Origin of the sequence: Streptomyces sp. CA-251247, assembly GCF_050952975.1 — a bacterium.
GTDB lineage: Bacteria > Actinomycetota > Actinomycetes > Streptomycetales > Streptomycetaceae > Streptomyces > Streptomyces achmelvichensis.
In genome coordinates, this window is sequence record NZ_CP191861.1 from 3,216,427 (window position 1) to 3,240,882 (window position 24,456).

General features: G+C 70.9%; 16 protein-coding genes. 11 read left to right on the plus strand and 5 right to left on the minus strand.

Features of this window, described 5'->3' with window-relative positions; all coding sequences use genetic code 11:
* Window positions 1-97 precede the first annotated feature (97 nt).
* The 4 genes from ACQPWZ_RS14085 (at window position 98) to ACQPWZ_RS14100 (ending at window position 7,188) form a co-directional block, all read left to right on the plus strand.
* Window positions 98-3,451, plus strand: a complete 3,354-nt coding sequence (locus ACQPWZ_RS14085; RefSeq protein ID WP_433571496.1) for an FtsK/SpoIIIE domain-containing protein — start codon at window positions 98-100, stop codon at window positions 3,449-3,451.
* A 150-nt stretch (window positions 3,452-3,601) separates the two neighbouring features.
* A complete protein-coding gene (locus tag ACQPWZ_RS14090) occupies window positions 3,602-4,957 on the plus strand; it encodes an ABC transporter substrate-binding protein (RefSeq protein ID WP_340473377.1) in 1,356 nt (451 codons plus the stop codon).
* Between the two features lie 69 nt (window positions 4,958-5,026).
* Window positions 5,027-6,310: a carbohydrate ABC transporter permease gene (locus ACQPWZ_RS14095; protein WP_433571497.1), complete on the plus strand. Its 1,284-nt coding sequence runs from the start codon at window positions 5,027-5,029 to the stop codon at window positions 6,308-6,310.
* Window positions 6,307-7,188: a carbohydrate ABC transporter permease gene (locus ACQPWZ_RS14100; protein WP_313946022.1), complete on the plus strand. Its 882-nt coding sequence runs from the start codon at window positions 6,307-6,309 to the stop codon at window positions 7,186-7,188. The genes ACQPWZ_RS14095 and ACQPWZ_RS14100 overlap by 4 nt, the downstream gene beginning before the upstream one ends.
* Window positions 7,189-7,336: 148 nt before the next feature.
* Here the strand turns inward: ACQPWZ_RS14100 and ACQPWZ_RS14105 are convergent, their stop codons facing one another.
* On the minus strand, window positions 7,337-7,954 hold the full coding sequence (locus tag ACQPWZ_RS14105; protein ID WP_356705293.1) for a TetR/AcrR family transcriptional regulator: 618 nt from the start codon (window positions 7,952-7,954) through the stop codon (window positions 7,337-7,339).
* A gap of 138 nt (window positions 7,955-8,092) precedes the next feature.
* On the opposite strand from ACQPWZ_RS14105, the gene ACQPWZ_RS14110 reads away from it, so the two are divergent.
* From ACQPWZ_RS14110 to ACQPWZ_RS14125, 4 genes are read left to right on the plus strand one after another with little or no spacing between them, the layout of a single operon-like run.
* The gene (locus tag ACQPWZ_RS14110) at window positions 8,093-8,998 is read left to right on the plus strand and encodes an ABC transporter permease (RefSeq protein ID WP_356705284.1); all 906 of its coding nucleotides are present in this window, start codon (window positions 8,093-8,095) and stop codon (window positions 8,996-8,998) included.
* Window positions 8,991-9,770, plus strand: coding sequence for an ABC transporter ATP-binding protein (locus ACQPWZ_RS14115; protein WP_340473381.1), 780 nt, complete (start codon window positions 8,991-8,993; stop codon window positions 9,768-9,770). Before ACQPWZ_RS14110 ends, ACQPWZ_RS14115 begins: the two co-directional genes overlap by 8 nt.
* A 37-nt stretch (window positions 9,771-9,807) precedes the next feature.
* The gene (locus ACQPWZ_RS14120) at window positions 9,808-11,049 is read left to right on the plus strand and encodes a glycosyltransferase 87 family protein (RefSeq protein WP_433571498.1); all 1,242 of its coding nucleotides are present in this window, start codon (window positions 9,808-9,810) and stop codon (window positions 11,047-11,049) included.
* 48 nt (window positions 11,050-11,097) lie between these two features.
* The gene (locus ACQPWZ_RS14125) at window positions 11,098-12,063 is read left to right on the plus strand and encodes a serine/threonine-protein kinase (protein WP_433571499.1); all 966 of its coding nucleotides are present in this window, start codon (window positions 11,098-11,100) and stop codon (window positions 12,061-12,063) included.
* 130 nt (window positions 12,064-12,193) lie between these two features.
* Here the strand turns inward: ACQPWZ_RS14125 and ACQPWZ_RS14130 are convergent, their stop codons facing one another.
* Window positions 12,194-17,146, minus strand: a complete 4,953-nt coding sequence (locus ACQPWZ_RS14130; RefSeq protein WP_340473385.1) for an NAD-glutamate dehydrogenase — start codon at window positions 17,144-17,146, stop codon at window positions 12,194-12,196.
* A gap of 449 nt (window positions 17,147-17,595) precedes the next feature.
* On the opposite strand from ACQPWZ_RS14130, the gene ACQPWZ_RS14135 reads away from it, so the two are divergent.
* Complete coding sequence (locus tag ACQPWZ_RS14135; protein WP_340473386.1) at window positions 17,596-18,162, plus strand: DJ-1/PfpI family protein; 567 nt, start codon at window positions 17,596-17,598, stop codon at window positions 18,160-18,162.
* 520 nt (window positions 18,163-18,682) lie between these two features.
* Here the strand turns inward: ACQPWZ_RS14135 and ACQPWZ_RS14140 are convergent.
* Window positions 18,683-19,348, minus strand: coding sequence for an HAD family hydrolase (locus ACQPWZ_RS14140; RefSeq protein WP_340473388.1), 666 nt, complete (start codon window positions 19,346-19,348; stop codon window positions 18,683-18,685).
* Between the two features lie 58 nt (window positions 19,349-19,406).
* The gene (locus tag ACQPWZ_RS14145; protein WP_340473390.1) at window positions 19,407-19,913 is read right to left on the minus strand and encodes a DUF6912 family protein; all 507 of its coding nucleotides are present in this window, start codon (window positions 19,911-19,913) and stop codon (window positions 19,407-19,409) included.
* Window positions 19,914-20,192: 279 nt separating this feature from the next.
* Between ACQPWZ_RS14145 and ACQPWZ_RS14150 the strand changes: the two genes are divergently transcribed.
* Entirely contained in the window at window positions 20,193-20,612 is a 420-nt protein-coding gene (locus tag ACQPWZ_RS14150; RefSeq protein WP_405570113.1) for an Rv3235 family protein, read from the plus strand.
* 115 nt (window positions 20,613-20,727) lie between these two features.
* Here the strand turns inward: ACQPWZ_RS14150 and secA are convergent, their stop codons facing one another.
* Entirely contained in the window at window positions 20,728-23,544 is a 2,817-nt protein-coding gene (gene secA, locus ACQPWZ_RS14155; RefSeq protein WP_340473394.1) for a preprotein translocase subunit SecA, read from the minus strand.
* A 241-nt stretch (window positions 23,545-23,785) separates the two neighbouring features.
* Here secA and ACQPWZ_RS14160 point away from each other — a divergent pair, with 241 nt between their 5' ends.
* On the plus strand, window positions 23,786-24,361 hold the full coding sequence (locus ACQPWZ_RS14160; RefSeq protein WP_340473395.1) for a GNAT family N-acetyltransferase: 576 nt from the start codon (window positions 23,786-23,788) through the stop codon (window positions 24,359-24,361).
* Window positions 24,362-24,456 lie beyond the last annotated feature (95 nt).

The following is a 24,456-nucleotide window of genomic DNA, read 5'->3' on the forward strand; positions in this document are numbered from 1 at the left end:
GGCGGGAGCCCTGTGGTCCGTGCCGACCTGCCGGGTGGGGGCGATCACAGGCGGCACCCCTGCCGGGCACCCTGCGCAGAAGGGATTGCTGACGGCCATGCAGATCCGGCTGACCGTTCTCGCGCCGCGCGGCGGGCAGTCCGCGGCCGCGGGGCCCGCGTCTGCGGGACGTGTCCCTGCCGCGCGCTCGTGCGACGTGCTGATCACCGCGCCGTCCGGGACGGCGCTCGCCGCCGTGGCCTCCGACCTCGCGGCAGCCGTCGCGGGCCCGGACGTCTCGGGCACCGTCGTGCTCTACGCGGGCCAGGAGCGCCTCGACGCCCAGCGCCGCACGCTCGGCGAGCCGCCCCTGGTGGACGGTGCCGTGCTCTCGCTCCAGGTCCCAGGCGGCGACGAGCCGCCCGTCACGGACGCGGCGGCGCAGCTCCAGGTCGTGGCCGGCCCCGACGCGGGCGGCGTGCATCTGCTCCACGGCGGCCGGATCAGCATCGGCCGCTCGGCGGAGGCGGACGTGCCGCTCGACGATCCCGACGTCTCGCGGCTGCACTGCGCGGTGACGGTCGCGGAGGACGGCCGGGTCACCGTGGCGGACCTGGGCTCGACGAACGGCACGACGCTGGACGGCACCGCGGTCGGTTCCCGCCCGGTGCGGCTGCCCGCGGGTGCGCTGCTGCGCCTGGGCGAATCGACGCTCCGCCTCACCCCCGGCGACCGCACACCGGCGCTGTCGACGGCCCCGGACGGCGAGGGACACCTGCGCCTCCGCCGGATCGACGGGGCGGAGGGAGCGGGCCTGCCGGGTGGGGACGGCCCCGGCACGCCGACTGTCGCGGGCGCGCACCGTATGTACGACGCCGGGGTGCACGACGACCCGAAGTCGGATGCCCGGATGTCGGATGCCCGGGTGCCGGATGCCGGGTCGTCCGCGGACCGTGGGCGGCACGGCGATCGCGCGGCGGGCAGCGCCACGGGGAACCGGCCGGGCCCGGGCGGTCCCGAGAGCCCCGGCCGTGTCGAGCATCTGCCGGGTGGGCCGTATCCGCCCGGACAGGCACCCGACCGTTCGACCGCCAGTACGCCCGCCCACGGCACGTACACCGGCCCCTCAGCCGGCTCCCGGGGCACGGTGCCCCGCGTCCCCGCCCAGTACGACCCGACCCAGTACGACCCGACCCAGTACGACCCCTCCCGCACCGCCGCCCCCGGCGAGCCGGGTCCGGGCGACGCCGTGCACTCCCGGGCCTCCGAGATCCAGGACGGCACCTCGGAGACCCCCGAGGCCCACAGCCGGCAGGGCGCGCCCGCCCGCGGCTCCCGCAAGCGAGGCATAGGCGCCTGGGCCCGGCGGTTCGCCGGAGCCAGGGAAGAGGTGTCCGCCGAGGTGGCCGCGGAGCCCGATGCACCGCCCGCCGCCGCGCCCGTCGTCGACAGCTGGCCCGACCCCGCCGCTGTACTGCTGACCGCTCTCGGCCCCGGCTCCCGCCTCTGGGAGCGCGGTCCGGAGCACCCGGAGTCCCTCGTTCTGCGGCTCGGCACCACCGACCGTGCCGATCTCCCGTCCGTGCCCGTGACGGTCGGGCTGCGGGAAGCGGGCTCCCTCGGACTCGCCGGCCCCCGGGCGCGGCTGGCCGGTCTCGCCAGATCGGCCGTCGCCCAGCTCGCCGCGCTGCACTCACCCTCCGACCTGGAGATCGTGCTCATCAGCACGGACCGGGCGCGGAGCCTCCAGGAACGCCGGGCCGAGTGGGCCTGGCTCGGCTGGCTTCCGCATCTGCGGCCCGCCCACGGCCAGGACTGCCGGCTGCTGCTGGCGTACGACCGCGACCAGGCCACCGCCCGTACCGCCGAGCTCACCCGCAGGCTGGACGACGGACCGCTCGGCCCTGGCTGGCCGAGCGCCGACCGGTCGGCCCTCACCGAGGCGGCCGGGCGGCACGACGGCTCGCGCACCGTCGTCATCGTGGACGGCGACCCCGGTTCGGCCGCGCTCCGGGAGACGACGGCACGGCTCGCGGGCGCCGGCTGGGCCGCCGGAATCCATCTGATCTGTCTGGCCGAGACGCCCGCCGCCTCCCCGCTGTCGCCGGTGACCGCCACCTATGAGACGGCGTGCGCCGCGTCGCTCGCCTTCCGCGAGTGCGGCGCCGTCGCTCTGCTCAGCGGTGATGTGGCCACCGCGCTGCGTCTGATGCGTACGGCGGGAGGGCAGCCGGCGGGCCACGGCACGGTGGGTGCGGTGGACGCGGTGTCGGCCGCCTGGGCGGAGCGCTTCGGTCGCGCGCTCGCCCCGCTGCGGGCCGAGGGCACCGGCACCCGTCCGGGCCGGGCGGCGCCGCTGCCCCGCACGGCACGGCTGCTCGACGAGCTGGGACTGGCCCGGGCGACGCCCGCTTCCCTGATGACGCGCTGGGCCTCGGAGGGCGAGAGCACCGCGGTGCTCGGCGCGAGCCCCCGCGGACCGCTGGCCGTCGATCTCACCGAAGAGGGCCCGCATCTGCTGATCGAGGGGCCGCCGGGCAGCGGTCGTACCGAACTGCTGCGATCGGTCGCGGCCTCACTCGCCGCGGCGGACCGTCCCGACCGGCTGGGCCTGCTGCTGGTCGACGGCGCGGGCGGCGAGCGCGGCGAAGGCCTCGCGGCCTGTACGGAACTGCCGCATGTCACCGAGCATCTGGTCGCCAGCGACCCGGTCCGGATGCGGGCCTTCGCCCAGGCGCTGGGCGCGGAGCTGAAGCGCCGTGCCGAACTGCTCGGCAGCACGGGCTTCGCCGAGTGGCAGTCCCGGCGCGAGGTCGCGGACCGGCTGGTGTCCCCGCGCCCGCCGAGCCCCGCCGAACAGCGCGGCGACATCGACTCCCCCTCCAGTGGCACGCTCCGGCTGCGCCCGGGTGGCCGCGCGGCCACCGCACAGGGGCCCGCACCACTGCCCCGGCTGATCGTCCTGGTCGACGACTTCGACGCCCTGGTGGCTCCGGCGCTCGGCAGCCCGGGCCGTCCGGCCGCCGGTTCGGTGGTACGGGCCCTGGAGGCGGTGGCCCGCGACGGCGAGCGGCTCGGCATCCATCTGGTGGCCACCTCCGCACGCCCCGACCGCACGGCCGACACCGACCTGGCGCAGGGTGCGCGGCTGCGTGCCGTGCTCGACCCGCCGCCCGCATCGGCCGGGCCGGAGGATCCGGCTCCGGGGCGGGGCAGGCTGGGGCACCCGGACGGCAGGGTGACGCCCTTCCAGAGCGGCCGGGTGACAGGACGCATTCCGCGTACGGCCACGCTGCGCCCCACCGTGGTGCCGCTGGAGTGGGAGCGCATGGGCGATCCGCCGACCCGCCGCCCGGTGCGTGAACTGGGCAACGGGCCCACGGATCTTGCCCTGCTGGCGAGCGCCCTGGAGCGGGCGGCGCGATCGGTGGACGCCGAGCCGCTGCCTCCGCTCTCCCCTGCTCATCCCTGAACGACGGGCCGGTTGCACCCTTTGACAGGACATCACGTCACAAGGGCATCACGAAAGACTCGTAGGCGAAGGGTGCGGTATTGCGACACCCGTGGACCGGGCGTACACCTGTCGGTCAACGGGACATTGCACGGGAGAGACGGGGCAGTGATGCGCACAACTCTTCGTACGAGCAGGGCCGCAGTGATCTTCGCGGCTGTCGGCGCCCTTGCCGTCGCCGGCTGCGGGGGCGGCGACGACAAGGCGAAACCGGATGAGAGCAAGCCCGGCGAATCCGCGCCCTCGGTCCAACTCCCCAAGCTGAACGGGGAGAAGATCGAGGTCGCCGCCGTCTGGAGCGGCCCCGAGCAGGAGAACTTCACCAAGGTCCTCAAGGAGTTCGAGAAGCGGACCGGCGCCACGGTCACCTTCGTCCCCGCCCAGGACCCGATCGTCAACTTCCTCGGCACGAAGATCGCCGGCGGCAGTCCTCCCGATGTGGCCATGCTCCCGCAGGTCGGCGCGATCCAGCAGGCCGTGGAGCGCAAGTGGGCCAAGCCCGTCGCCGCGGAGGCGAAGGCGGAATTGGCGAAGAACTACTCCGCCGGCTGGCAGAAGCTCGGCCAGGTGAACGGCGAGCAGTACGGCGTCTACTACAAGGCCGCCAACAAGTCCCTGATCTGGTACAACAACACCGCCTTCGAGAACGCGGGCGTGCAGGAGCCCAAGACCTGGAAGGACTTCCTCGCCGTCGCCGAGACGATCTCGGCCTCGGGCGTCACACCGGTCTCGGTCGCCGGCGCCGACGGCTGGACGCTCACCGACTGGTTCGAGAACATCTACCTCTCCCAGGCGGGCCCGGAGAAGTACGACCAGCTCGCCCAGCACAAGATCAAGTGGACCGACCCGTCGGTGAAGACGGCTCTGACGACGCTCGGCGAGCTCTTCGGCAAGCCGAACCTCATCGCGGGCGGTGCCGACGGCGCGCTCCAGACGGAGTTCCCCGCCTCGGTGACCCAGACGTTCACCGGCGGTGACCAGCCCAAGGGCGCGATGGTCTTCGAGGGCGACTTCGTCTCGGTCAACATCGCGCAGACGAAGGCGAAGATCGGCACGGACGCGAAGGTGTTCCCGTTCCCCGCCGTCGGCACCGAGGCGCCGGTGGTGACGGGCGGCGACGCGGCCGTCGCGCTCAAGGACAGCAAGGGCGCCCAGGCGCTGCTGACCTTCCTGGCCTCGCCCGACGCGGCCGAGATCTCGGCCGGCGCGGGCGGGTTCATCTCGCCGAACAAGTCGCTGGACCTCGCGGCCTATCCCAACGACGTCCAGCGCGACATCGCCAAGGCTCTGATCGCCGCGGGCGACGACTTCCGCTTCGACATGTCGGACCAGATGCCGCAGTCGTTCGGCGGTACGCCCGGCAAGGGTGAGTGGAAGGCGCTCCAGGACTTCCTCAAGAACCCGAAGGACGTGGCAGGGGCCCAGCAGAAGCTGGAGTCGGACGCCGCCAAGGCGTACAAGAGCTGACGGGTGACCACCGTGGCGAAAGCGGGGGGCGCGGCAGAGCCGGCGCCCCCCGCCGACAGGCGCAAGAGTGTGACCGGCACACGCAAGACCGTCGCGGTGGCGTTCCTGCTGCCCGCGCTGGTGCTGCTCGGCGCGCTCGTGGTCTACCCGATCGGGTACTCGCTCTACCGGTCCTTCTTCGACCAGGCCGGGACCGGCTTCGCCGGACTCGACAACTACCAGGAGATATTCACCGACGACACCATCCTCACCGCGGTCAAGAACAACGCGATCTGGGTGGTCGTCGCCCCGACCGTCTCGACGGTGCTCGGGCTGATCTTCGCGGTCCTCACCGAACGGGTCCGCTGGGGCACCGCGTTCAAGCTGATCGTCTTCATGCCGATGGCGATCTCGATGCTCGCCGCGGGCATCATCTTCCGGCTGGTGTACGAGCAGGACCCGGACCGGGGCGTGGCCAACGCCGTATGGGTGGGCGTGCACGACACCTTCGCCGAGTCCGCGGGCTATCCGAACGCCCGCCCCCTGCCCGTGCATCCGCTGAAGCCGGGCGGTGGCGGCTCCTTCGTGACGAAGGCCCCGGTCACCGCGGGGCAGCCGGCGCTCCTTCCGCTGGTCGGTGTCGCACCGGCGAACATGCCCGACGGCGCGAAGCCCGCCAAGGCGGCGGAGCCGGAGGACGGGAAGATCACCGGCACGGCCTGGCTGGACTTCACCCGGGGCGGCGGCGGCAAGCCGAACGTCGTCGACGCCAAGGAACTGGGGCTCGACGGCCTCACGGTGGAGGCGGTCAAGGACGGCAAGGTGGTGGCCTCGACGCGGGCCGGTCCGGACGGCACGTTCAGCCTGCCGGAGTCCGCCGCGGGGGCCGAACTGCGGCTGCCCGCCTCGAACTTCGCTGGGCAGTACAACGGCGTCAACTGGCTCGGCCCCACCCTCGTGACCCCGGCCATCATCGGCAGCTACGTCTGGATGTGGGCGGGCTTCGCGATGGTGCTCATCGCGGCGGGTCTCGCGAGCGTGCCGCGTGAACTCCTCGAAGCGGCACGGGTCGACGGTGCGACGGAGTGGCAGGTCTTCCGCCGGGTCACCGTCCCGCTGCTGGCACCGGTGCTCGCGGTCGTCCTGGTCACGCTGATGATCAACGTGCTGAAGATCTTCGACCTGGTCTTCATCATCGCGCCGGGCTCGGCCCAGGACGACGCGAACGTGCTGGCCCTGCAGTTGTACCGCTCCTCGTTCGGCACGGACTCCCATCTCGGTCTGGGCAGCGCGATCGCGGTGCTGCTGCTGTTGCTGGTGATCCCGGTGATGTTGTTCAACATCCGGCGCATGCGAAGGGAGAGCCGCCGATGACCACGACCGACGGTGTGGTGAAGGCGAAGCAGTCCCTCGCGGCGCGGCTCGCGGCGGGCGCCGGCGGCAGCGTGATGCGGGTGTTCCTCATTCTGATCGGCCTGTTCTGGCTGATGCCGACGTTCGGTCTGCTCATCTCGTCGCTGCGCGGGCCCGCCGACATCAGCGCGAGCGGCTGGTGGAAGGTGTTCACCGAACCGGCGCAGCTGACCACCGAGAACTACTCGCAGCTGCTCCAGAACGAGGCGATCACCGACTCGCTGTTCGCCAGCGTGATGATCACGGTCCCGGCGACCCTGCTGGTGGTGATCATCGGCTCGTTCGCCGGCTACGCCTTCGCCTGGATGGAGTTCCCCGGCCGCGACTGGTGGTTCATGGCCGTCGTCGGTCTGCTGGTGGTCCCGGTGCAGGTCGCGCTGGTGCCGGTGTCGAAGCTGTTCGGCGAGATCGGCATCTTCGAGACGACGATCGGCGTGATCCTCTTCCACGTCGCGTTCGGCCTGCCGTTCGCGATCTTCCTGCTGCGGAACTTCTTCGCGGAGATCCCCCGGGAGCTCCTGGAGGCGGCGCGGCTGGACGGAGCGGGCGAGATCCGGCTGTTCACCCGTGTCGTGATGCCGCTCGGCGGTCCGGCGATCGCCTCGCTCGGCATCTTCCAGTTCCTGTGGGTGTGGAACGACATGCTGGTCGCGCTGATCTTCGCGGACTCGGAGAGCGCGCCGATCACGGTGGCACTCCAGCGCCAGGTCCGGCAGTTCGGCAACAACATCGATGTGCTGGCACCGGGAGCGTTCGTCTCGATGATCATCCCGCTGGCGGTCTTCTTCGCGTTCCAGCGCCAGTTCGTGACGGGAGTGATGGCGGGCGCGGTGAAGTAGGACATCGCTGCACGAGCCAGGGGCCGGGCGGGAGTCACCTGCCCGGCCCTTCTGCGTACGGAGGGAGCCCGGTCGTACGGGAGGGGGCCGGGTCACGTACGCGGCCGGACCGCACGAAGCGGCGGCCCGCAGGACCACCGGGCGGCCCTCAGGCCTTCAGTGCCGCCACCGCTCCCCGCGCCAGCTCGTCCAGGTAGCCCTTCGGCAGCCCCGACCTGACGACCACCAGCCGCCAGTACAGCGGCCCCACGATCAGGTCCAGCGCCTTGTCGGGGTCGGTGGAGGCGGGCAGTTCCCCGCGGGCGACCGCGTCGCGCACGACCACCGCCGCGACCCCCTGCTGGCTGTCCAGCAGCGCCGCCTTGATCGCGTCCGAGATCTCCGGATGGCGCGCGGCCTCCACCAGCAGGTCGGGGATGACCTGCGAGGCCACCGGATGGCGCAGGGCGTGCGAGGCCACTTCCAGCAGGGCGCGCACATCCCCGTACAGCGAGCCCGTCGCCGGCGCCGGCAGTCCCTGGGTCGCGAGCGCGGAGACCAGGTCGAGGACGAGCGACAGCTTCGACTTCCACCGCCGGTAGACCGCGGTCTTGCCGACGCCCGCCCGTCGCGCGATGCCCTCGATCGACATACGGGCGAAGCCGACCGCGGCGAGCTCCTCGAAGACGGCGGCGCGGATCGCTTCGGTCACGTCCTCCCGGAGCACTGCGGCTCCCGCGGGGGCACGTCGTGGGGTTCCCGGCTCCGTGGTCATGACCATGAGCATACCGGTGACGACGAAACGGTTGCGTTGCAACGTACATCGGTCCTACTCTCACCGTAGCGACGAAACGGACCCGTCCCATCGCTGCCGTACCGTCGCGTGCACCGTTTCCCCGTCCTGCCCCCGGCGAAAGCGACCAGAGTGAGCAGCCAGACGATCTCCACACCCGCGCCACCGGCGGAGGGCCTCAGCGAGCTCGCCGCCCGTCACGGGCTCACCGTGAGCGGCGCGCGGCCGACACTCCGGGCGTACATCGGTCAGCTGTGGTCGCGCCGGCACTTCATCACGGCGTTCGCGACCGCGCGGCTCACCGCCCAGTACAGCCAGGCGAAGCTCGGCCAGGTGTGGCAGCTGATGACACCGCTGCTCAACGCCGCGGTCTACTACTTCATCTTCGGGATACTGCTCGGCACGAGCCGCCATGTGGCCGACTTCGTACCGTTCCTCGTCACCGGCGTCTTCATCTGGACCTTCACGGCCAACTCGATCATGACCGGCACCCGCGCCATCTCCGGAAACATCGGGCTCGTCCGGGCGCTGCACTTCCCCCGCGCCTCGCTGCCGATCGCGCTCGCGCTGCAACAGCTCCAGCAACTGCTGTTCTCGATGGGCGCGCTGGTCGTGATCCTGATGTTCTTCGGTGAGTTCCCGAAGCTCAGCTGGCTGCTGGCGGTCCCCGCGCTGCTGCTCCAGGCGGTCTTCAACACCGGCCTGTCGATGGTCATGGCCCGTCTCGCCGCCCGCACGCCCGACATCGCCCAGTTGATGCCGTTCCTGCTGCGCACCTGGATGTACGTCTCGGGCGTGATGTGGAGCATCCAGGCGGTACTGAAGGGGCAGCACCTGCCCCACCTGGTGCTGCTGGCGCTGGAGTGCAACCCCGCCGCCGTCTACATCGACCTGATGCGCTTCGCGCTCATCGACAGTTTCACCGCGTCCCAGCTGCCGCCGCACGTGTGGGCCGTCGCCCTCGGCTGGGCCGTGCTCTTCGGAGTGGGCGGCTTCCTGTACTTCTGGAACGCTGAGGAGCACTACGGCCGTGGCTGAGCAGACCGATCGGATCCCCACCGTCGTCGTCGACGATGTGCACGTGAAGTACAAGGTGAACGGCGGGCGCACCGGCAAGGGCAGCGCCACCACCGCCATGAGCCGGATCATCTCCCGCAGGTCCTCGCCCGGCATCCGTGAGGTGCACGCGGTCAAGGGCGTCAGCTTCGCCGCCTACAAAGGCGAGGCGGTCGGCCTGATCGGCTCCAACGGCTCCGGGAAGTCGACGCTCCTCAAGGCGATCGCCGGCCTGCTGCCGCCCTCAGACGGCAGGGTGTTCACCCAGGGGCAGCCGTCCCTGCTGGGCGTGAACGCCGCGCTGATGGGCGACCTCACCGGCGAGCGCAACGTGATCCTGGGCGGGCTCGCGATGGGCATGTCCCGCGAACAGGTCCACGAGCGGTACGACGACATCGTCGACTTCTCCGGGATCAACGACAAGGGCGACTTCATCTCGCTGCCCATGCGGACGTACTCCTCCGGCATGGGCGCCCGGCTGCGGTTCTCCATCGCCGCCGCGAAGAGCCACGACGTGCTGCTGATCGACGAGGCGCTGGCCACCGGCGACGCCAAGTTCCAGCGCCGCAGCCAGGAGCGGATCAACGAGCTGCGCGAGGAGGCGGGCACGGTGTTCCTGGTCAGCCACAGCACCGGGACCATCACCTCGACCTGCGACCGGGCGCTGTGGCTGGAGGCGGGCACGCTGCGGATGGACGGGCCGGCGAAGGATGTCGTCGCGGCGTACGAGGCATTCGCCAAGAGCAAGAAATAGCGGGAAATCTATGTAAATCAGGCTAAAGTACCCGCCGATGACGCCCCATCGGATCGCCCCGCTCCCGTCCGCCCATCATCTGGCTCCGGTACTGGCGGACAACCGCCCCGGTACCGGACGCCGGCTGGGCCCGCGGCACAGCCTCGCGCTGGCCCTCACCTGGGTGGCCACCCGCTTCGGCATGCTGGCCCTGCTGGTCGTCGACCGCCTCGGCGACACCGGTGTGGCCGGCGAGGTGCACACCCTCTACCGGCGCTGGTACGAGCAACTCGCCCACGGGGCGTTCCCCGTGGACGACGTCACCTGGCAGTACCCGCCCGGCGCCGCGCTCGTGTTCCTCTCCCCGGGGCCGCTGCCCTGGCTCACGTACTTCGAGGCCTTCGTGGCCCTCGTCCTGGTGTCCGACGCGGTCATCACCGTCGCGCTGGCCCGGGCGGGGGTACGGGGCGCCTGGCTGTGGGTGTGCGCGCTGCCGCTGCTGCTGAACGTCCCGCTGGCCCGGTACGACGTCCCGGTCACCGCCGTCGCCGTCCTCGCCCTGCTCGCCGTCCGCACCCGCCCGCGCCTCGGCGGCGCGCTCGCCGGAATCGGCGCGATGATCAAGATCTGGCCGCTGCTGGCCGTGCTGGGCACCGCGCGGGGACGCACGACCCGCTCGGCGTGGCTCTCCGCGGCAGCCGCCGCGGCCGTCCTGTTCGCGGCGCTCGCCATCGGCTTCAGCCACACCCTGGACTTCGTACGGCAGCAGGGCGCCCGCGGTGTGCAGATCGAGTCGCTCGGCGGCACCGCGCTCCAGCTCGCGCGCCACGCGGACTGGTCGGGGACGGTGCGGTACCAGTACGGGGCGTTCGAGTTCATCGGCCCGTATGTGTCGAGCGTGGCGACGGCATCACTGGCGCTGACCGCCGTCGCCTTCGGCTGGCTGGTGTGGTGGCGGATGAAAGCGCGGCGCTGGAATCCCGCGACCCCCTTCGACGCGGCCTTCGCGGCCGTGCTCCTGTTCACCGTCACCAGCCGCGTCATCAGCCCGCAGTACATGATCTGGCTGCTCGGCCTGGCCGCGGTCTGTCTGACCTCCCGGTTCACCACCCAGCGGCCGGTCGCGCTGCTGATGGTGCCCGCGGCCGTGCTGAGCGCGCTCGCCTATCCCCTGCTCTACAACGACGTGCTCGGCGGCACCGTGCTCGGCTGTGTGCTCATGGTGCTGCGCAACGGTCTGCTGCTCACGGCGGCACTCCTGTCGTGTCGGCGTCTGTGGACGGCGACGGCCTCGCGATAGGCTCCCGGACGCCATCGGCAGGTGCACAGGCACGTTCTGGGGGGCCGGATGCGTCGTGACGGGCTCGAACCACTGCGGGACAACGACCCGGCGGAGATCGCCGGCTATGTACTCGAAGCGCGGATCGGCGAGGGCGGGATGGGGACGGTCTTCCTCACCCGGTCCCCCGAGGGCCGGCCGGTCGCGCTCAAGCTGATCCGCCGCGAACACGCGCAGAGCGAGAACTTCCGGAAACGGTTCGCCCGCGAGGTCGAGGCCGCCCGCCGGGTGCACGGCCGTCATGTCGTCCCCGTGCTCGACCACGACGCGGACGCCGAGCGGCCCTGGCTGGCGACCCGTTACGTACCCGGGCTGCCCCTGGACGAGGCGCTCGCCGAACACGGACCGCTGCCGCTCGCGTCCGTGCTCCGGCTGACCGCGGGCGCGGCCTGCGCACTGGACGTCGTCCACACCGCCGGGGTCGTCCACCGCGACGTCAAGCCGGCCAATCTGCTGCTGACCGCGGACGGGCCGTGGCTGCTGGACTTCGGCATCGCGCGGGCGGCCGGGACGGCCACGCTGACCACGATCGGCCGGATGGTGGGCACGCCGAAGTACATGTCGCCCGAGCATGCGCTGGGCAAGAAGGTCACACCCGCGTCCGACGTGTTCACGCTCGGTCTGGTGGCCGCCGAGGCCGCGTCGGGCCGTCATCCGTACGGCGAGGGCGGCGGCCTCGTCGTCGCCACCCGGATCGCGGGCACCGAGCACGAACCGCCGGACCTCGGCCCCTTCCCCGCGCCACTGCGCGAGGTGCTCGCGGCCTGCCTGGCCGCGCGACCGGAGGACCGGCCCGCCGCGGCCGACGTGGCCCGGCTGTGCGGGAACACCGGCGGGCGGGACGCCGGGGACTACCGCGGATGGCTGCCGAAGCCCCTGGCCACGGCGGTGGCGAAGGTGGAACGGGCCACGGGAGCGAAGGTCGACGACCCCCGGTCCTCGGGCTGGCTGAGCCGCATCCGCCGCAATCTCTGAGGGCCGCACCAGTTGAGGGCCGCAGCGACTGAGGGCGCGCACGATCCGAGGGCCCGCACGATCCGAGGGCCCGCACACGACGGAGCGCCCGCCACCACGAGGGTGACGGGCGCTCGACTGCGGACACGACCTAGGTGTGCGTACGCAGCAACTGGCGCATCGTCCGCATCGCGACCGACAGGTTCGCCAGGTCGAAGGTGTCCGAGCTCTGGATCTCCTCCAGCGTGGTGCGCGCCCGGCCCAGGATCGCGGCGTTCTTCTGCTCCCACGCCTTGAACCGCTCCTCGGGGGTCGAGGCGCCGTTCCCCACGCTGAGCACGTCCGCCGTGAGCGCCGCGTGCGCCGCGTACAGGTCCTCGCGGATGGAGGCACGGGCCATGGACTGCCAGCGGTCGGCCCGCGGCAGCTCGATGATCCGGTCCATCAGCTGGGTGATCCGCAGCCGGTCGGCGAGGTCGTAGTACACCTCGGCGACCGCCATCGGCTCCTTGCCCGTGCGGTCGGCGATCGCGACGATGTCGAGCGTCGGGAAGGCGGAGGAGAACCCGGCGACCCGCAGCGCGAGCTGCTCGGGCACACCCTCGCCGGTGAGCTCGTCTAGGATTCCCTGGTACCACTCCAGGTCGGCGCCGCGGAGCATCTTCGGAAGCTCGGCCCAGACCTGCTCGACGCGCTCGGCGAAGAAGTCGATGGTGCCGGCCAATTCGAGCGGCTGCGGCCGGTTGCCCAGCAGCCAGCGCGTACCCCGCTCGACCAGTCGTCGCGAGTGGAGCCGGATCCGGGTCTGGACACCGGCATCGGCCTTGTTGTCGAGCGCCTCGACGGCATCCCACACCGCGCTCAGCCCGAAGATCTCGCGCGCTGCCGTCTGCGCCCGCACGACCTCCTCGGTCGACGCGCCGGTCTCCTCCCGCAGACGGTGCAGGAAGGTCGAACCACCGGTGTTCACCGTGTCGTTGACCAGAACCGTCGTGATGATCTCGCGGCGCAGCGCGTGACCGTCGATCGCCTCGCCGAACTTCTCGCGCAGCGGCTGGGGGAAGTAGGCGTGCAGCAGCCCGCGCAGATACGGGTCGTCCGGGAGATCCGTCTTGATCAGCTCGTCCGCCACCGTGATCTTGGTGTAGGCGAGCAGCACCGCGAGCTCAGGCTGGCTGAGCCCCCGGCCGCTGTTCAGCAGCTCACGGATCTGCCGGTCCGTGGGCAGGAACTCCAGCGGCCTGTCCAGCGCACCGGCCCGCTCCAGGCGCCGCATGAAGCGCTGGTGGGCGTGGAGCAGCGACGGCGACTGGGCGACCGCGTTCGACAGGGCGGTGTTCTGCGCGTAGTTGTTGCGCAGCACCAGGGCGCCGACCTCGTCGGTCATCTCGGCGAGCAGCTTGTTGCGCTGCTTGACGGTCATGTCGCCGTCGGCCACCAGGGCGTTGAGCAGGATCTTGATGTTCACCTCGTGGTCGGAGGTGTCCACGCCGGCGCTGTTGTCGATGGCGTCGGTGTTGACCTTGCCGCCCTCGCCCTCCGGGCCGCCCTTGCGGTCGAACTCGATACGGCCGAGCTGGGTGAGCCCCAGGTTGCCGCCCTCGCCGACCACCTTGACCCGCAGGTCCTCGCCGTTGACCCGGATCGCGTCGTTGGCCTTGTCGCCGACGTCCGCGTTGGACTCGGTGGAGGCCTTGACGTACGTACCGATGCCGCCGTTCCACAGCAGGTCCACGGGGGACTGGAGGATCGCCTTCATCAGCTCGGCCGGCGTCATCTTGGTGACGCCCGCCTCGATGCCGAGAGCGGCACGCATCTGGGCGTTGACCGGGATCGACTTGGCGGTACGGGGGTGGATGCCGCCGCCCGCCGACAGCAGGTCCTTGTTGTAGTCGGCCCACGAGGAGCGCGGCAGCTCGAACAGCCGGCGGCGCTCGGCGTAGGAGACGGCGGCGTCCGGGTCGGGGTCGATGACGATGTGCCGGTGGTCGAAGGCCGCGATCAGCCGGATGTGCTCGCTGAGCAGCATGCCGTTGCCGAACACGTCACCGGACATGTCGCCGACGCCGACGACCGTGAAGTCCTCGGTCTGCGTGTCGTGCCCCAGCTCGCGGAAGTGCCGCTTGACCGACTCCCAGGCACCGCGGGCGGTGATGCCCATGCCCTTGTGGTCGTACCCGGCCGAGCCGCCGGACGCGAACGCGTCACCGAGCCAGAAGTTGTACGCGACCGCGACCTCGTTGGCGATGTCGGAGAACGACGCGGTGCCCTTGTCGGCCGCGACGACGAGGTAGGTGTCGTCCTCGTCGTGGCGTACGACGTCGGCCGGCGGGACGACCTCGCCCGCGACCATGTTGTCGGTGATGTCGAGCAGCGCCGAGATGAACATCTTGTAGGAGGCGATGCCCTCGGCGAGCCAGGCGTCGCGGTCCACGGACGGATCCGGGAGCTGCTTGGCGACGAAGCCGCCCTTGGCACCCACCGGCACGATGACGGTGTTCTTCACCATCTGCGCCTTGACGAGACCGAGGATCTCCGTACGGAAGTCCTCCCGCCGGTCGGACCAGCGCAGACCACCGCGGGCGACCTTGCCGAAGCGCAGGTGCACACCCTCGACCCGCGGGGAGTAGACCCAGATCTCGTACGCCGGCCGGGGCGCGGGCAGGTCCGGGATGGCCTGCGGGTCGAACTTCATCGACACATAGCTGTGCTGGGTGCCGCCCGCGGCCTCCTGGAAGAAGTTGGTGCGCAGCGTCGCCTTGATGACCGTGAGGAAGGAGCGCAGGATGCGGTCCTCGTCCAGGCTCGCGACCTGGTCGAGCGCACCGTCGAGCTCCTCCAGGAGCGCGTCGGTCAGCTCGGTGCCGCCGCGCTGGCGTCCCGGCGACATCCGCGCCTCGAAGAGGGAGATCAGCAGCCGGGTGGTGTGGACGTTGGTGTGGAGGGTGTCCTCCATGTAGTCCTGGCTGAAGGTCGAACCGGCCTGGCGCAGGTACTTGGCGTACGCCCGCAGCACCATGGCCTGCCGCCAGCTCAGCCCGGCGCCCAGCACCAGCGAGTTGAAGCCGTCGTTCTCGGCCTGGCCCTGCCACACCGCGGCGAAGGCGTCCTGGAACCGCTCACGCGCGTCGTCGGCGAGGTAGTCGCCGTTGCCGGAGGACATCGGCATCCGCAGACCGAAGTCGTAGATCCACGCGCTCGTACGGTCCGAGCAGCGCAGCTCGTACGGACGCTCGTCGACGACCTCGCAGCCGAGCCGCTGGAGCACCGGCAGGACCGCGGAGAGCGAGACCTGCTCGCCGCTGCGGTAGATCTTGAAGCGGCGCTCGCCGGGACCCGCGCCGACCGGCTCGTACAGGGAGAGGGCGAAGTCCTTGGGAGAGCGCGCCAGTTCTTCGAGGTTCACCAGGTCGGCGACGGCGGAGCGCGGCGAGTGGTCGGCCTTGTAGCCCTCGGGGAAGGCGTTGGCGTAGCGGCGCAGCAGCTCGGCCGCGCGCTCCTCGCCGACCTCGGCGTTCAGCGCCTCGCCGAATCCGTCGGACCACGAACGCGCGGCCTCGACGAGCCGGGCCTCGATGCGCTCCGTGTCGGCGTCGGTCAGATGCGGCAGCACGGTGCCGGCGGGGACGCGGATGACGAAGTGGATACGGGAGAGGATCGACTCGGTGTTCCACGCGGTGAAGTCGACGCTGCTGCCGCCGAGTTCCTCCTTGAGGATGTCGATCAGACGCAGCCGGACCGCGGTGGTGTAGCGGTCGCGCGGCAGGTAGACCAGGGCCGAGTAGTAGCGGCCGTACTCGTCCTGACGCAGGTAAAGCCGCAGCCGGCGGCGCTCCTGGAGGTAGAGCACGCTGGTGACGATCGAGCGCAGCTGGTCGACGGGCGTCTGGAACAGCTCGTCGCGCGGGTAGGTCTCGAGGATCTGCAGCAGGTCGCGGCCGTCGTGGCTGTTCGGCGAGAAGCCGGCGCCTTCGAGGACCTCGGCGACCTTGCGGCGCACGACGGGGACCCGGCGCACGGACTCGGTGTACGCGGCGGACGAGAAGAGGCCGAGGAACCGGCGCTCGCCGATGACGTTGCCCTTGGTGTCGAACTTCTTGACGCCGACGTAGTCGAGGTAGCTCGGCCGGTGCACCGTCGCACGGCTGTTGGCCTTCGTCAGCACCAGCAGCTTGTGCTCACGGGCCTTGGCGCGGGCGTCGGCGGGCAGCTTGCTGAACGACGGGCTGACCGGGTGGTCCTCGTCCTCGCTGTGCTGCGGGTCGGACCGCAGAATGCCGAGGCCGGTGCCGGGCACGGCGGCCAGCGCGTCGTTCTCGGTGAGCTCGTACTCGCGGTAGCCGAGGAAGGTGAAGTGGTCGGCGGAGAGCCAGCGGAGCAGCTCGCGGGCCTCGTCGACCTCCTGGTCGCGCAGGTCGTCGGCGGTGGGCTCGGAGGGCAGTTCGTCGGCGATGCGCAGCGCGGCATCGCGCATCTTCTCCCAGTCCTCGACCGTCTCGCGCACGTCGGACAGCACCCGGAGCAGATCGGCGGTGATCTGCTTGAGGTCCGCGCGGTCGGTCTCGCGGTCGGTCTCGACGTGGATCCAGGACTCGATGAGCGCGTCGTGCGGCAGGTCCTTGCTGTGCGCGGACTCCTCGGCCAGCACCTCGATGAGCTTGCCGGTGAGGTCCCGGCGCACGATGACCTGCGGGTGGATCACGACATGGATGCCGCGGTTCTGCCGGGAGAGCTCATTGGTGACCGAGTCGACGAGGAAGGGCATGTCGTCGGTGACGACCTCGACCACGGAGTGGCTGCACGTCCAGCCGTTCTCCTCCACGGTCGGGGTGCTGACCCGGACGTTGGCCGTGCCCTGCGGGCGGTTTTCGGCCAGTCGGAAGTGGGAAAGTGCCGCTCCGAAGACATCGACCGGGTCGCGGTCGGCGAGGTCCTCCGGTGCAGTGTGCAGGTAGTAGCGCTGGAGGTACGTGAGCAGAGTGTCCCGGTCCGGTCGCTTCTGCTCGGCCCCAGTCGGAAGGTTCCCCCCGACCGGGCTGTTCTCAGCTACCCGTGCGGCCCGTGCGAGCAGCTCGGCTTTGGCTTCGTCCAGCTTGGTCTGCATGTCCTCTGGCTCCTGTCGCGCGCCGTTGCGTGACGTAGGTAGGAAAAGCGACGCAACGCCATGACGCGGGGTGTCCGGTCGGAGTCGACGTTATGCCGCGATGAGAGATGTCCGAGCAGGAATCGGCCAAATGAGGCGATCGGCCCGGATCGAAGGGATCAGTGATCGCCCGGGCGCTGTGGCGCTCCGGGCGGAGTCCGGGGGCTTCGCTGCCCCCAGGGCGTATCGCGCTGATCACGGGTCAAGGCTATCGCCCCGCCCCCCTGGCCCGTCATGAGCCGTATGTGTACAAAACCTGGGCCGGAAGTTTGACACTCTGGACAGCGACACAGGCCCTCTTGGCAAACAGCCCTCGGCGGGGCAGGTTGGCGAGTGACGACACGGTCGCCGTCGGCGGCCCTGCTCCGTCGGCAGGGACACCCGTCGACAGCCCGACACCGGGAGCAGCCATGACAGCCAAGGTCCTGATCGTCACCGGCGACGCAGCCGAGTCCCTCGAAGTCCTCTACCCGTACCAACGGCTGCGGGAAGAGGGGTACGAGGTCCACATCGCGGCACCCGCTCGCAAGAAGCTCCAGTTCGTCGTGCACGACTTCGAGCCGGGCTTCGACACCTACACCGAGAAGCCGGGGTACACCTGGCCGGCGGACCTGGCCTTCTCCGAGGTGGATCCCGGCCAGTACGTGGCGGTGGTCATCCCGGGCGGCCGCGCGCCCGAGTATCTGCGCAACGACCCGGAGCTACGCAAGATTCTGAAGGCGTTCTTCGACGCCGACAAGCCCGTGGCGCAGATCTGCCACGGCCCGCTGCTGACGGCGGCGATCGGCAGCCTCGACGGCCGCCGGGTCACCGCGTACCCCGCGCTGGAACTGGACATGCAGGCGGCGGGAGCGAGCTTCCAGGACACGGAGGCGGTCGTCGACGGCACCCTGGTCTCCTCCCGCGCCTGGCCGGACCACCCGGAGTGGATGCGGGAGTTCCTGAAGGTGCTGCGGACGAAGGCGCCGGTGTCGTAGCCGGGGGTGCCATGGGGGCGCGGGCGGTGCGGGCCGCGGGGGCGGTGCGCGCCGCGCGGCCGCGGGGGCGGACCGGGCCGGAGCCGGAGCGACTGCCCGCGCCGTGATCGGCGCCGGGTGCGGTGCGACTGCGGGCACTGCGGAACCGGCGATGTGGGCCGGACCGCGGCGACGCGGTGCGGGGTCCGAGGGCGCACGCCCTGGTCGGGTGGCCGGGGCAGGGTGCGGCTGCCCGCACCTACCGGTACGGCTCGCTGATGCGTGGCCAGGGCGCAGGCCCTGGTCGGGTGGCCGGGGCAGCGTGCCACTGCCCGCACCTCACGGCGCGCCCCGCACTGCGGGGCCGGCGGATGTACGCCGGGCGGCGCGGGCGCGGGGCGCGGCGCACCTCCGCGGGCCCCGGGCCGCAGCCAGGGCGCGCGCCTCACCCGCGGCCGCACGCGGCAAGCCTGAGCATGGGTCCGCCTCCGTGCCGGCGGGCCACGCCGACCGGCACCTGACCGCCACCGTCGTGGCGCCGTCAGGCGACCAACCGCATCGCTTCCTCCACCGCCTCCGTCAGCGTGTCCACCACCGGCACGCCGACCTCTTCCAGGCTCGCCCTGCTGTGCGATCCGCCGGTGTAGAGCACTGCCCGCGCGCCCACGTGGGCCGCCGCCACCGCGTCGTCGACCGCGTCCCCGATGACCACCGTGTGCTCCGGCGCGGCCGACCCGGCGAGTGCCGCCAGATGACGCTCCATGTGCAGCGCCTTCGAGCCGCCGGACGGTCCCGTCCGCCCGTCCACCCGTATGAAGTGGTTCTCGATCCCGTAGCCCCGCACGACCGGGACCAGCTGCTCGTGCCCGTACATGCTCAGCAGCGACTGGCTCCGGCCCGCCTGTCGCCATTCCCTCAGCAGGTCCTCGACGCCCGCGGTCAGCGCGCAGCCGATCCGCTGGGTGGTGTAGTGGCGGTGGAAGATCTCGTCCATGACCTCCCACTCCTCCGCGGTCGGCAGCCGCCCCATCAACCGCTCGTAGAACCGCGGAACCGGCACGCAGTACAGCTCGCGGTAGCGCTCGAGCGTGATCGCCTCCAGGCCGATCTCCGCGAACGCGGCATTGGTCGCCCCGATGACCGCCGCGATGTCGTCCAGCAGCGTCCCGTTCCAGTCCCAGACCAGGTGCGTCGTGTGCTTCCCCATGCCGACGACGGTACAAGGCGGGTCCGACAACGGTCAGCCCCGGCCACGAACGCGCAGGTCAGTCCACCAGGTTCGGAATCTCCTGGACGCCGTACCAGAGCAGCTCGTGGTCCTCGGCGCCGTCCACGGTGAACTGGGCGTCGTCGTCGCCCTGGTCCGCCGCGCCGAGCGCGTCCGCCGCCGCGGTGACGTCACCGATCGCGTCGTCCGCGTCGACGTGCACCGCCGCCGCCTCGGCCAGCGGCACCGCGACCGAGATACGCACCTCACCGACCGAGCCGGAGTCCAGCGAGCGGTCGGGGTCGGCGGTCGCGTCCTGGTCGCGTACGTCGAGGGCCACCACGACGCGGCGCCTCGCGACCCCCGGATCGCCGGCGACCAGTCGGAGCGAGGCGGCCGCGGCACGGCTGAGGGCGGCGTACTCCAGCTCCTCGATGTCGTCGGAGACGTACCACTCGCGCAGGCCCGGGGTGACGCCGTAGGCAGTCATCGGGGCGGGGCCCAGTTCGCCCCTCTTGTGCGCCTCTGCGAGACCGGAGAGGGTCAGGGGGACGTAGACGCGCATGGCTGGCCGCTTTCGTAGTCGGAATGCGCCCTCAGGATACGTGCGAGGTACCCCTTCGGGGTGCCTCCGGCGGCCTCCCGAACCGTCCACCGGGACACACCGAATCCTTGCCCGTCGGCGGCTGAAGCCGGCCCGCGTCACCCTGATAGGTGAACTCCACAGACCCCTGAAATCCGGCTCGTCACGCGTTGCGATCGTCTCGCTGCGCACCGTAGAAGATCACCAACGAAGTTACCGCCCGGTACGAACCGGGCCCGTACTCATCGGGGGCGATCTGCCATGAACAGGACCCGACCCGCAGGACGGCACGACCAGTGCCGGCCCGCCGCCGTCGCCGCGTCGGCTCTCGCACGTGCCCGGCGCCAGGACCGGCCGCACTACTGGTTCGCCGACCGCCTTCTGGCGGTGCTGAGCGGCCGGCGCCCCGTGCACTGGATGCTCGGCCACACGATCGGCGAGGCGTACGAACAGCTCGTCCAACTGGCCCCGGGCGCCCCGCTGCGTCCCGCGGACCGTGTGACGCCCGTGGTCCGCCACTGCGGCGAGTACCACCCAGGGCCCGGCGTCATCGAGGCGTTCGCCCGCATCGGCTCCGGCGACCGCGTGAGCGCGATGGCTTTCCGCCTCGAACAGGGCGCGGACGCGCGCTGGCGCTGCTCGGCGATCGAACTGGGCGGCGAGCGGGTCGGGTCGCCCTAGCCACGCGCCGGCCCCGGGCTACTCGGTCACTGCCCGGGAAACCGGCCGGGGCCGGACACCCCGAAGGTGTCCGGCCCCGGCCGTGCGCCACTGAGAGGCCCGAGGGCCGCCCGCGCTACTTCTTGCGGCGTCGACCCGCGCTCTTCTGCGCCTTGCGGCGCTCCGCACGCGTCATGCCCTCCGGCTCACCGCGCCCGGAGTCACTGTCGTTCTCGAAGTCGCCCTCGATCACACCGCCCTCGCCGTCCACCGTGGGAGCGGAGAAGTGCAGCCGGTCGGGCCGCTGCGGGGCATCCAGGCCCTTGGCACGGATCTCGGGGCGCGAGGCACCGGCCGGTACCGCGTCCTGCTTGCTGAGCGAGGGGCGCGCGGAGTCCTGCACGGGGACCTCTTCGACCTGCTGCTCGACCTGGACCTCCAGGTTGAACAGGTAGCCGACGGACTCCTCCTTGATGCCCTCCATCATGGCGGTGAACATGTCGAAGCCCTCGCGCTGGTACTCCACCAGCGGGTCCTTCTGGGCCATCGCGCGCAGGCCGATGCCCTCCTGGAGGTAGTCCATCTCGTAGAGGTGCTCACGCCACTTGCGGTCCAGGACCGACAGCACCACGCGGCGCTCCAGCTCACGCATGATGTCCGAGCCGAGCGTCTTCTCGCGCTCGTCGTACTGCTCGTGGATGTCGTCCTTGATGGACTCCGCGATGAAGTCGGCGGTGATGCCGGCGCGGTCGCCGACCGCCTCCTCCAGCTCCTCCACGGTCGCCTTCACCGGGTAGAGCTGCTTGAAAGCGCCCCACAGCCGGTCCAGGTCCCACTCCTCGGCGAAGCCCTCGACCGTCTCCGCCTGGATGTAGGCGTCGATGGTGTCGTCCATGAAGTGCCGCACCTGCTCGTGCAGGTCCTCGCCCTCCAGGACGCGGCGGCGCTCGCCGTAGATGACCTCACGCTGGCGGTTGAGCACCTCGTCGTACTTCAGGACGTTCTTACGCGTCTCGAAGTTCTGCTGCTCGACCTGCGACTGCGCGGACGCGATCGCGCGCGTCACCATCTTGTTCTCGATCGGGACGTCGTCGGGGACGTTCGCCATCGACATCACACGCTCGACCATCTGCGCCTTGAACAGCCGCATCAGGTCGTCGCCGAGCGACAGGTAGAAGCGGGACTCGCCCGGGTCGCCCTGACGTCCGGAACGGCCGCGCAGCTGGTTGTCGATACGGCGCGACTCGTGCCGCTCGGTGCCCAGCACATACAGGCCGCCGAGGTCGGTGACCTCGTCGTGCTCGGCCTTGACGGCCGCCTCGGCACGCTCCAGCGCGGCGGGCAGCGCCGCCGCCCACTCCTCGACGTGCTCGACCGGGTCCAGGCCGCGCTGACGCAGCTCCGCCTCGGCGAGGTCGTCGGGGTTGCCGCCGAGCTTGATGTCGGTACCACGGCCGGCCATGTTCGTCGCCACGGTGACCGCGCCCTTGCGGCCGGCCTGGGCGACGATCGTCGCCTCCCGGTCGTGCTGCTTGGCGTTGAGGACCTCGTGCTGGACGCCACGCTTGCTCAGCTGCTGCGAGAGGTACTCGGACTTCTCGACCGAGGTGGTGCCGACCAGGATCGGCTGGCCCTTCTCGTGCTTCTCGGCGATGTCGTCGACGACCGCCGCGAACTTGGCGACCTCGGTGCGGTAGATCAGGTCGGACTGGTCCATGCGGACCATGGGCTTGTTCGTCGGGATCGGCACGACGCCCAGCTTGTAGATCTGGTGGAACTCGGCGGCCTCGGTCATCGCCGTACCGGTCATGCCCGCGAGCTTGCCGTAGAGACGGAAGAAGTTCTGGAGGGTGATCGTGGCGAGCGTCTGGTTCTCGTCCTTGATGTCCACCCCTTCCTTCGCCTCGATGGCCTGGTGCATGCCCTCGTTGTAGCGGCGGCCGGCGAGGATACGGCCGGTGTGCTCGTCGACGATCATGACTTCGCCGTCGATGACGACGTAGTCCTTGTCCTTCTTGAAGAGCTCCTTGGCCTTGATGGCGTTGTTCAGGTAGCCCACCAGCGGGGTGTTCACCGACTCGTAGAGGTTGTCGATGCCCAGCCAGTCCTCGACCTTCGCGACACCCGGCTCATGGATGGCGACGGTCCGCTTCTTCTCGTCGACCTCGTAGTCGCCGGTCTCCTCGATGCCCTTCAGCTGGTTGCCCGCCTCGCCCCTGGTCAGGCGGGTGACGAGCTTGGCGAAGTCGCCGTACCACTTGGTGGCCTGGTCGGCGGGGCCGGAGATGATCAGCGGCGTACGGGCCTCGTCGACGAGGATCGAGTCGACCTCGTCGACCACGGCGTAGTTGTGGCCGCGCTGGACGAGCTCGTCCTTGGACCACGCCATGTTGTCGCGGAGGTAGTCGAAGCCGAACTCGTTGTTCGTTCCGTACGTAATGTCGCAGTTGTACTGGTCGCGGCGCTGGGCCGGCGTCATGTTCGCAAGGATGCAGCCGACGGACAGGCCCAGGAACTTGTGGACCCGGCCCATCATCTCGGAGTCGCGCTCGGCCAGGTAGTCGTTCACCGTGATCAGGTGGACGCCCTTGCCGGAGAGCGCGTTGAGGTAAGTGGGGAGGGTGCCGACGAGGGTCTTGCCCTCACCGGTCTTCATCTCGGCGACGTAGCCGAGGTGCAGCGCGGCGCCACCCATCATCTGGACGTCGTAGTGGCGCTGGCCGAGGACGCGCTTGGCGGCCTCACGAACGGTCGCGAACGCCTCGGGAAGCAGGTCGTCGAGGCTCTCGCCGTCGGCGTACCGCTCCTTGTACTCGTCCGTGAGCGCCCGCAACTCGGCGTCGGAGAGGTTGACGAAGTCCTCTTCGATGGAGTTGACCTGGTCCGCGATGCGGTGCAGTTTGCGCAGGATCTTGCCTTCGCCTGCACGCATGAGCTTGTTGAAGACGGACACTGAGGCTGGTCTCCTTGCCGATCGGGCCTGGCACTGGGTCGTGTTAGGGACACTGGCGCGGGCACGGCAGGTAGGCCCCACCGCAACGGCCATCGTAAGCGAGGACCACGCCGGGTCGGGAGGCCCGCAGTCAGCCAGGCCTGCTGTTACCCGCAATGAGAACGCGCGGGACGCGCCGAAGGTGCCGGTGAGGTACGAAAAGTGCTCGCATCCGTCCCCTGGGCGAACCAGAATCCGGGCCATGGAGCCCATCACTCTCACCACCGAGCGCCTGTTGCTGCGTACCTTCACGCCCGACGACACGGAGGCGGTCCTCGAGTCCTGTCAGGACCCCGACATCCAGCGGTGGACCACGGTCCCCTCGCCGTACGAACGCGAGCACGCCGCCGAGTTCACCGGTCAGATGGTCCCGGAAGGCTGGCGCAACGGAACGATGTGCACCTTCGCCGTACTGCCGCGCACCGGCGGCCCGCTGATGGCGTCCGTCGCGGTCACGCTGCGTACCTTCTCGGGCACGTGGGAGATCGGCTTCTGGACGGGCAAGGAGTTCCGGGGGCGCGGGATCATGGCGGAGACGGTGGGCGCGGTGGCGCACTGGACGTTCACCAGACTGGGCGCGACCCGGCTGGAATGGCGCGCGGAGGTCGGCAACACCGCCTCGCGCGCGGTGGCCGAGAAGGCGGGCTTCGTGGTCGAGGGGGCGCTGCGCGCGGCGCTCCTGAACAAGGACACCCTCAGGGACGCCTGGGTGGGCTCGCTGCTCCCGTCGGATGTGGGGCTGCCGACGCCGCAGCCGTATCTGCCGACGAGGGACTGAACCGGGAGGCGATCCGGTTCGGGCCGATACGGCGCTCCGCTGCCGGTGCGGGCACGGGCATGGGGGCGGATCCGGCCGGGACCGGCTGCGGGTCC

Coding starts and splice junctions, on each gene's coding strand:
- ACQPWZ_RS14085 (WP_433571496.1), top strand. CDS start 98: ATGCAGATCCGGCTGACCGTTCTCGCGCCGCGCGGCGGGCAGTCCGCG.
- ACQPWZ_RS14090 (WP_340473377.1), top strand. CDS start 3,602: ATGCGCACAACTCTTCGTACGAGCAGGGCCGCAGTGATCTTCGCGGCT.
- ACQPWZ_RS14100 (WP_313946022.1), top strand. CDS start 6,307: ATGACCACGACCGACGGTGTGGTGAAGGCGAAGCAGTCCCTCGCGGCG.
- ACQPWZ_RS14105 (WP_356705293.1), bottom strand. CDS start 7,954: ATGCTCATGGTCATGACCACGGAGCCGGGAACCCCACGACGTGCCCCC.
- ACQPWZ_RS14120 (WP_433571498.1), top strand. CDS start 9,808: ATGACGCCCCATCGGATCGCCCCGCTCCCGTCCGCCCATCATCTGGCT.
- ACQPWZ_RS14125 (WP_433571499.1), top strand. CDS start 11,098: ATGCGTCGTGACGGGCTCGAACCACTGCGGGACAACGACCCGGCGGAG.
- ACQPWZ_RS14130 (WP_340473385.1), bottom strand. CDS start 17,146: ATGCAGACCAAGCTGGACGAAGCCAAAGCCGAGCTGCTCGCACGGGCC.
- ACQPWZ_RS14135 (WP_340473386.1), top strand. CDS start 17,596: ATGACAGCCAAGGTCCTGATCGTCACCGGCGACGCAGCCGAGTCCCTC.
- ACQPWZ_RS14140 (WP_340473388.1), bottom strand. CDS start 19,348: ATGGGGAAGCACACGACGCACCTGGTCTGGGACTGGAACGGGACGCTG.
- ACQPWZ_RS14145 (WP_340473390.1), bottom strand. CDS start 19,913: ATGCGCGTCTACGTCCCCCTGACCCTCTCCGGTCTCGCAGAGGCGCAC.
- ACQPWZ_RS14150 (WP_405570113.1), top strand. CDS start 20,193: ATGAACAGGACCCGACCCGCAGGACGGCACGACCAGTGCCGGCCCGCC.
- ACQPWZ_RS14160 (WP_340473395.1), top strand. CDS start 23,786: ATGGAGCCCATCACTCTCACCACCGAGCGCCTGTTGCTGCGTACCTTC.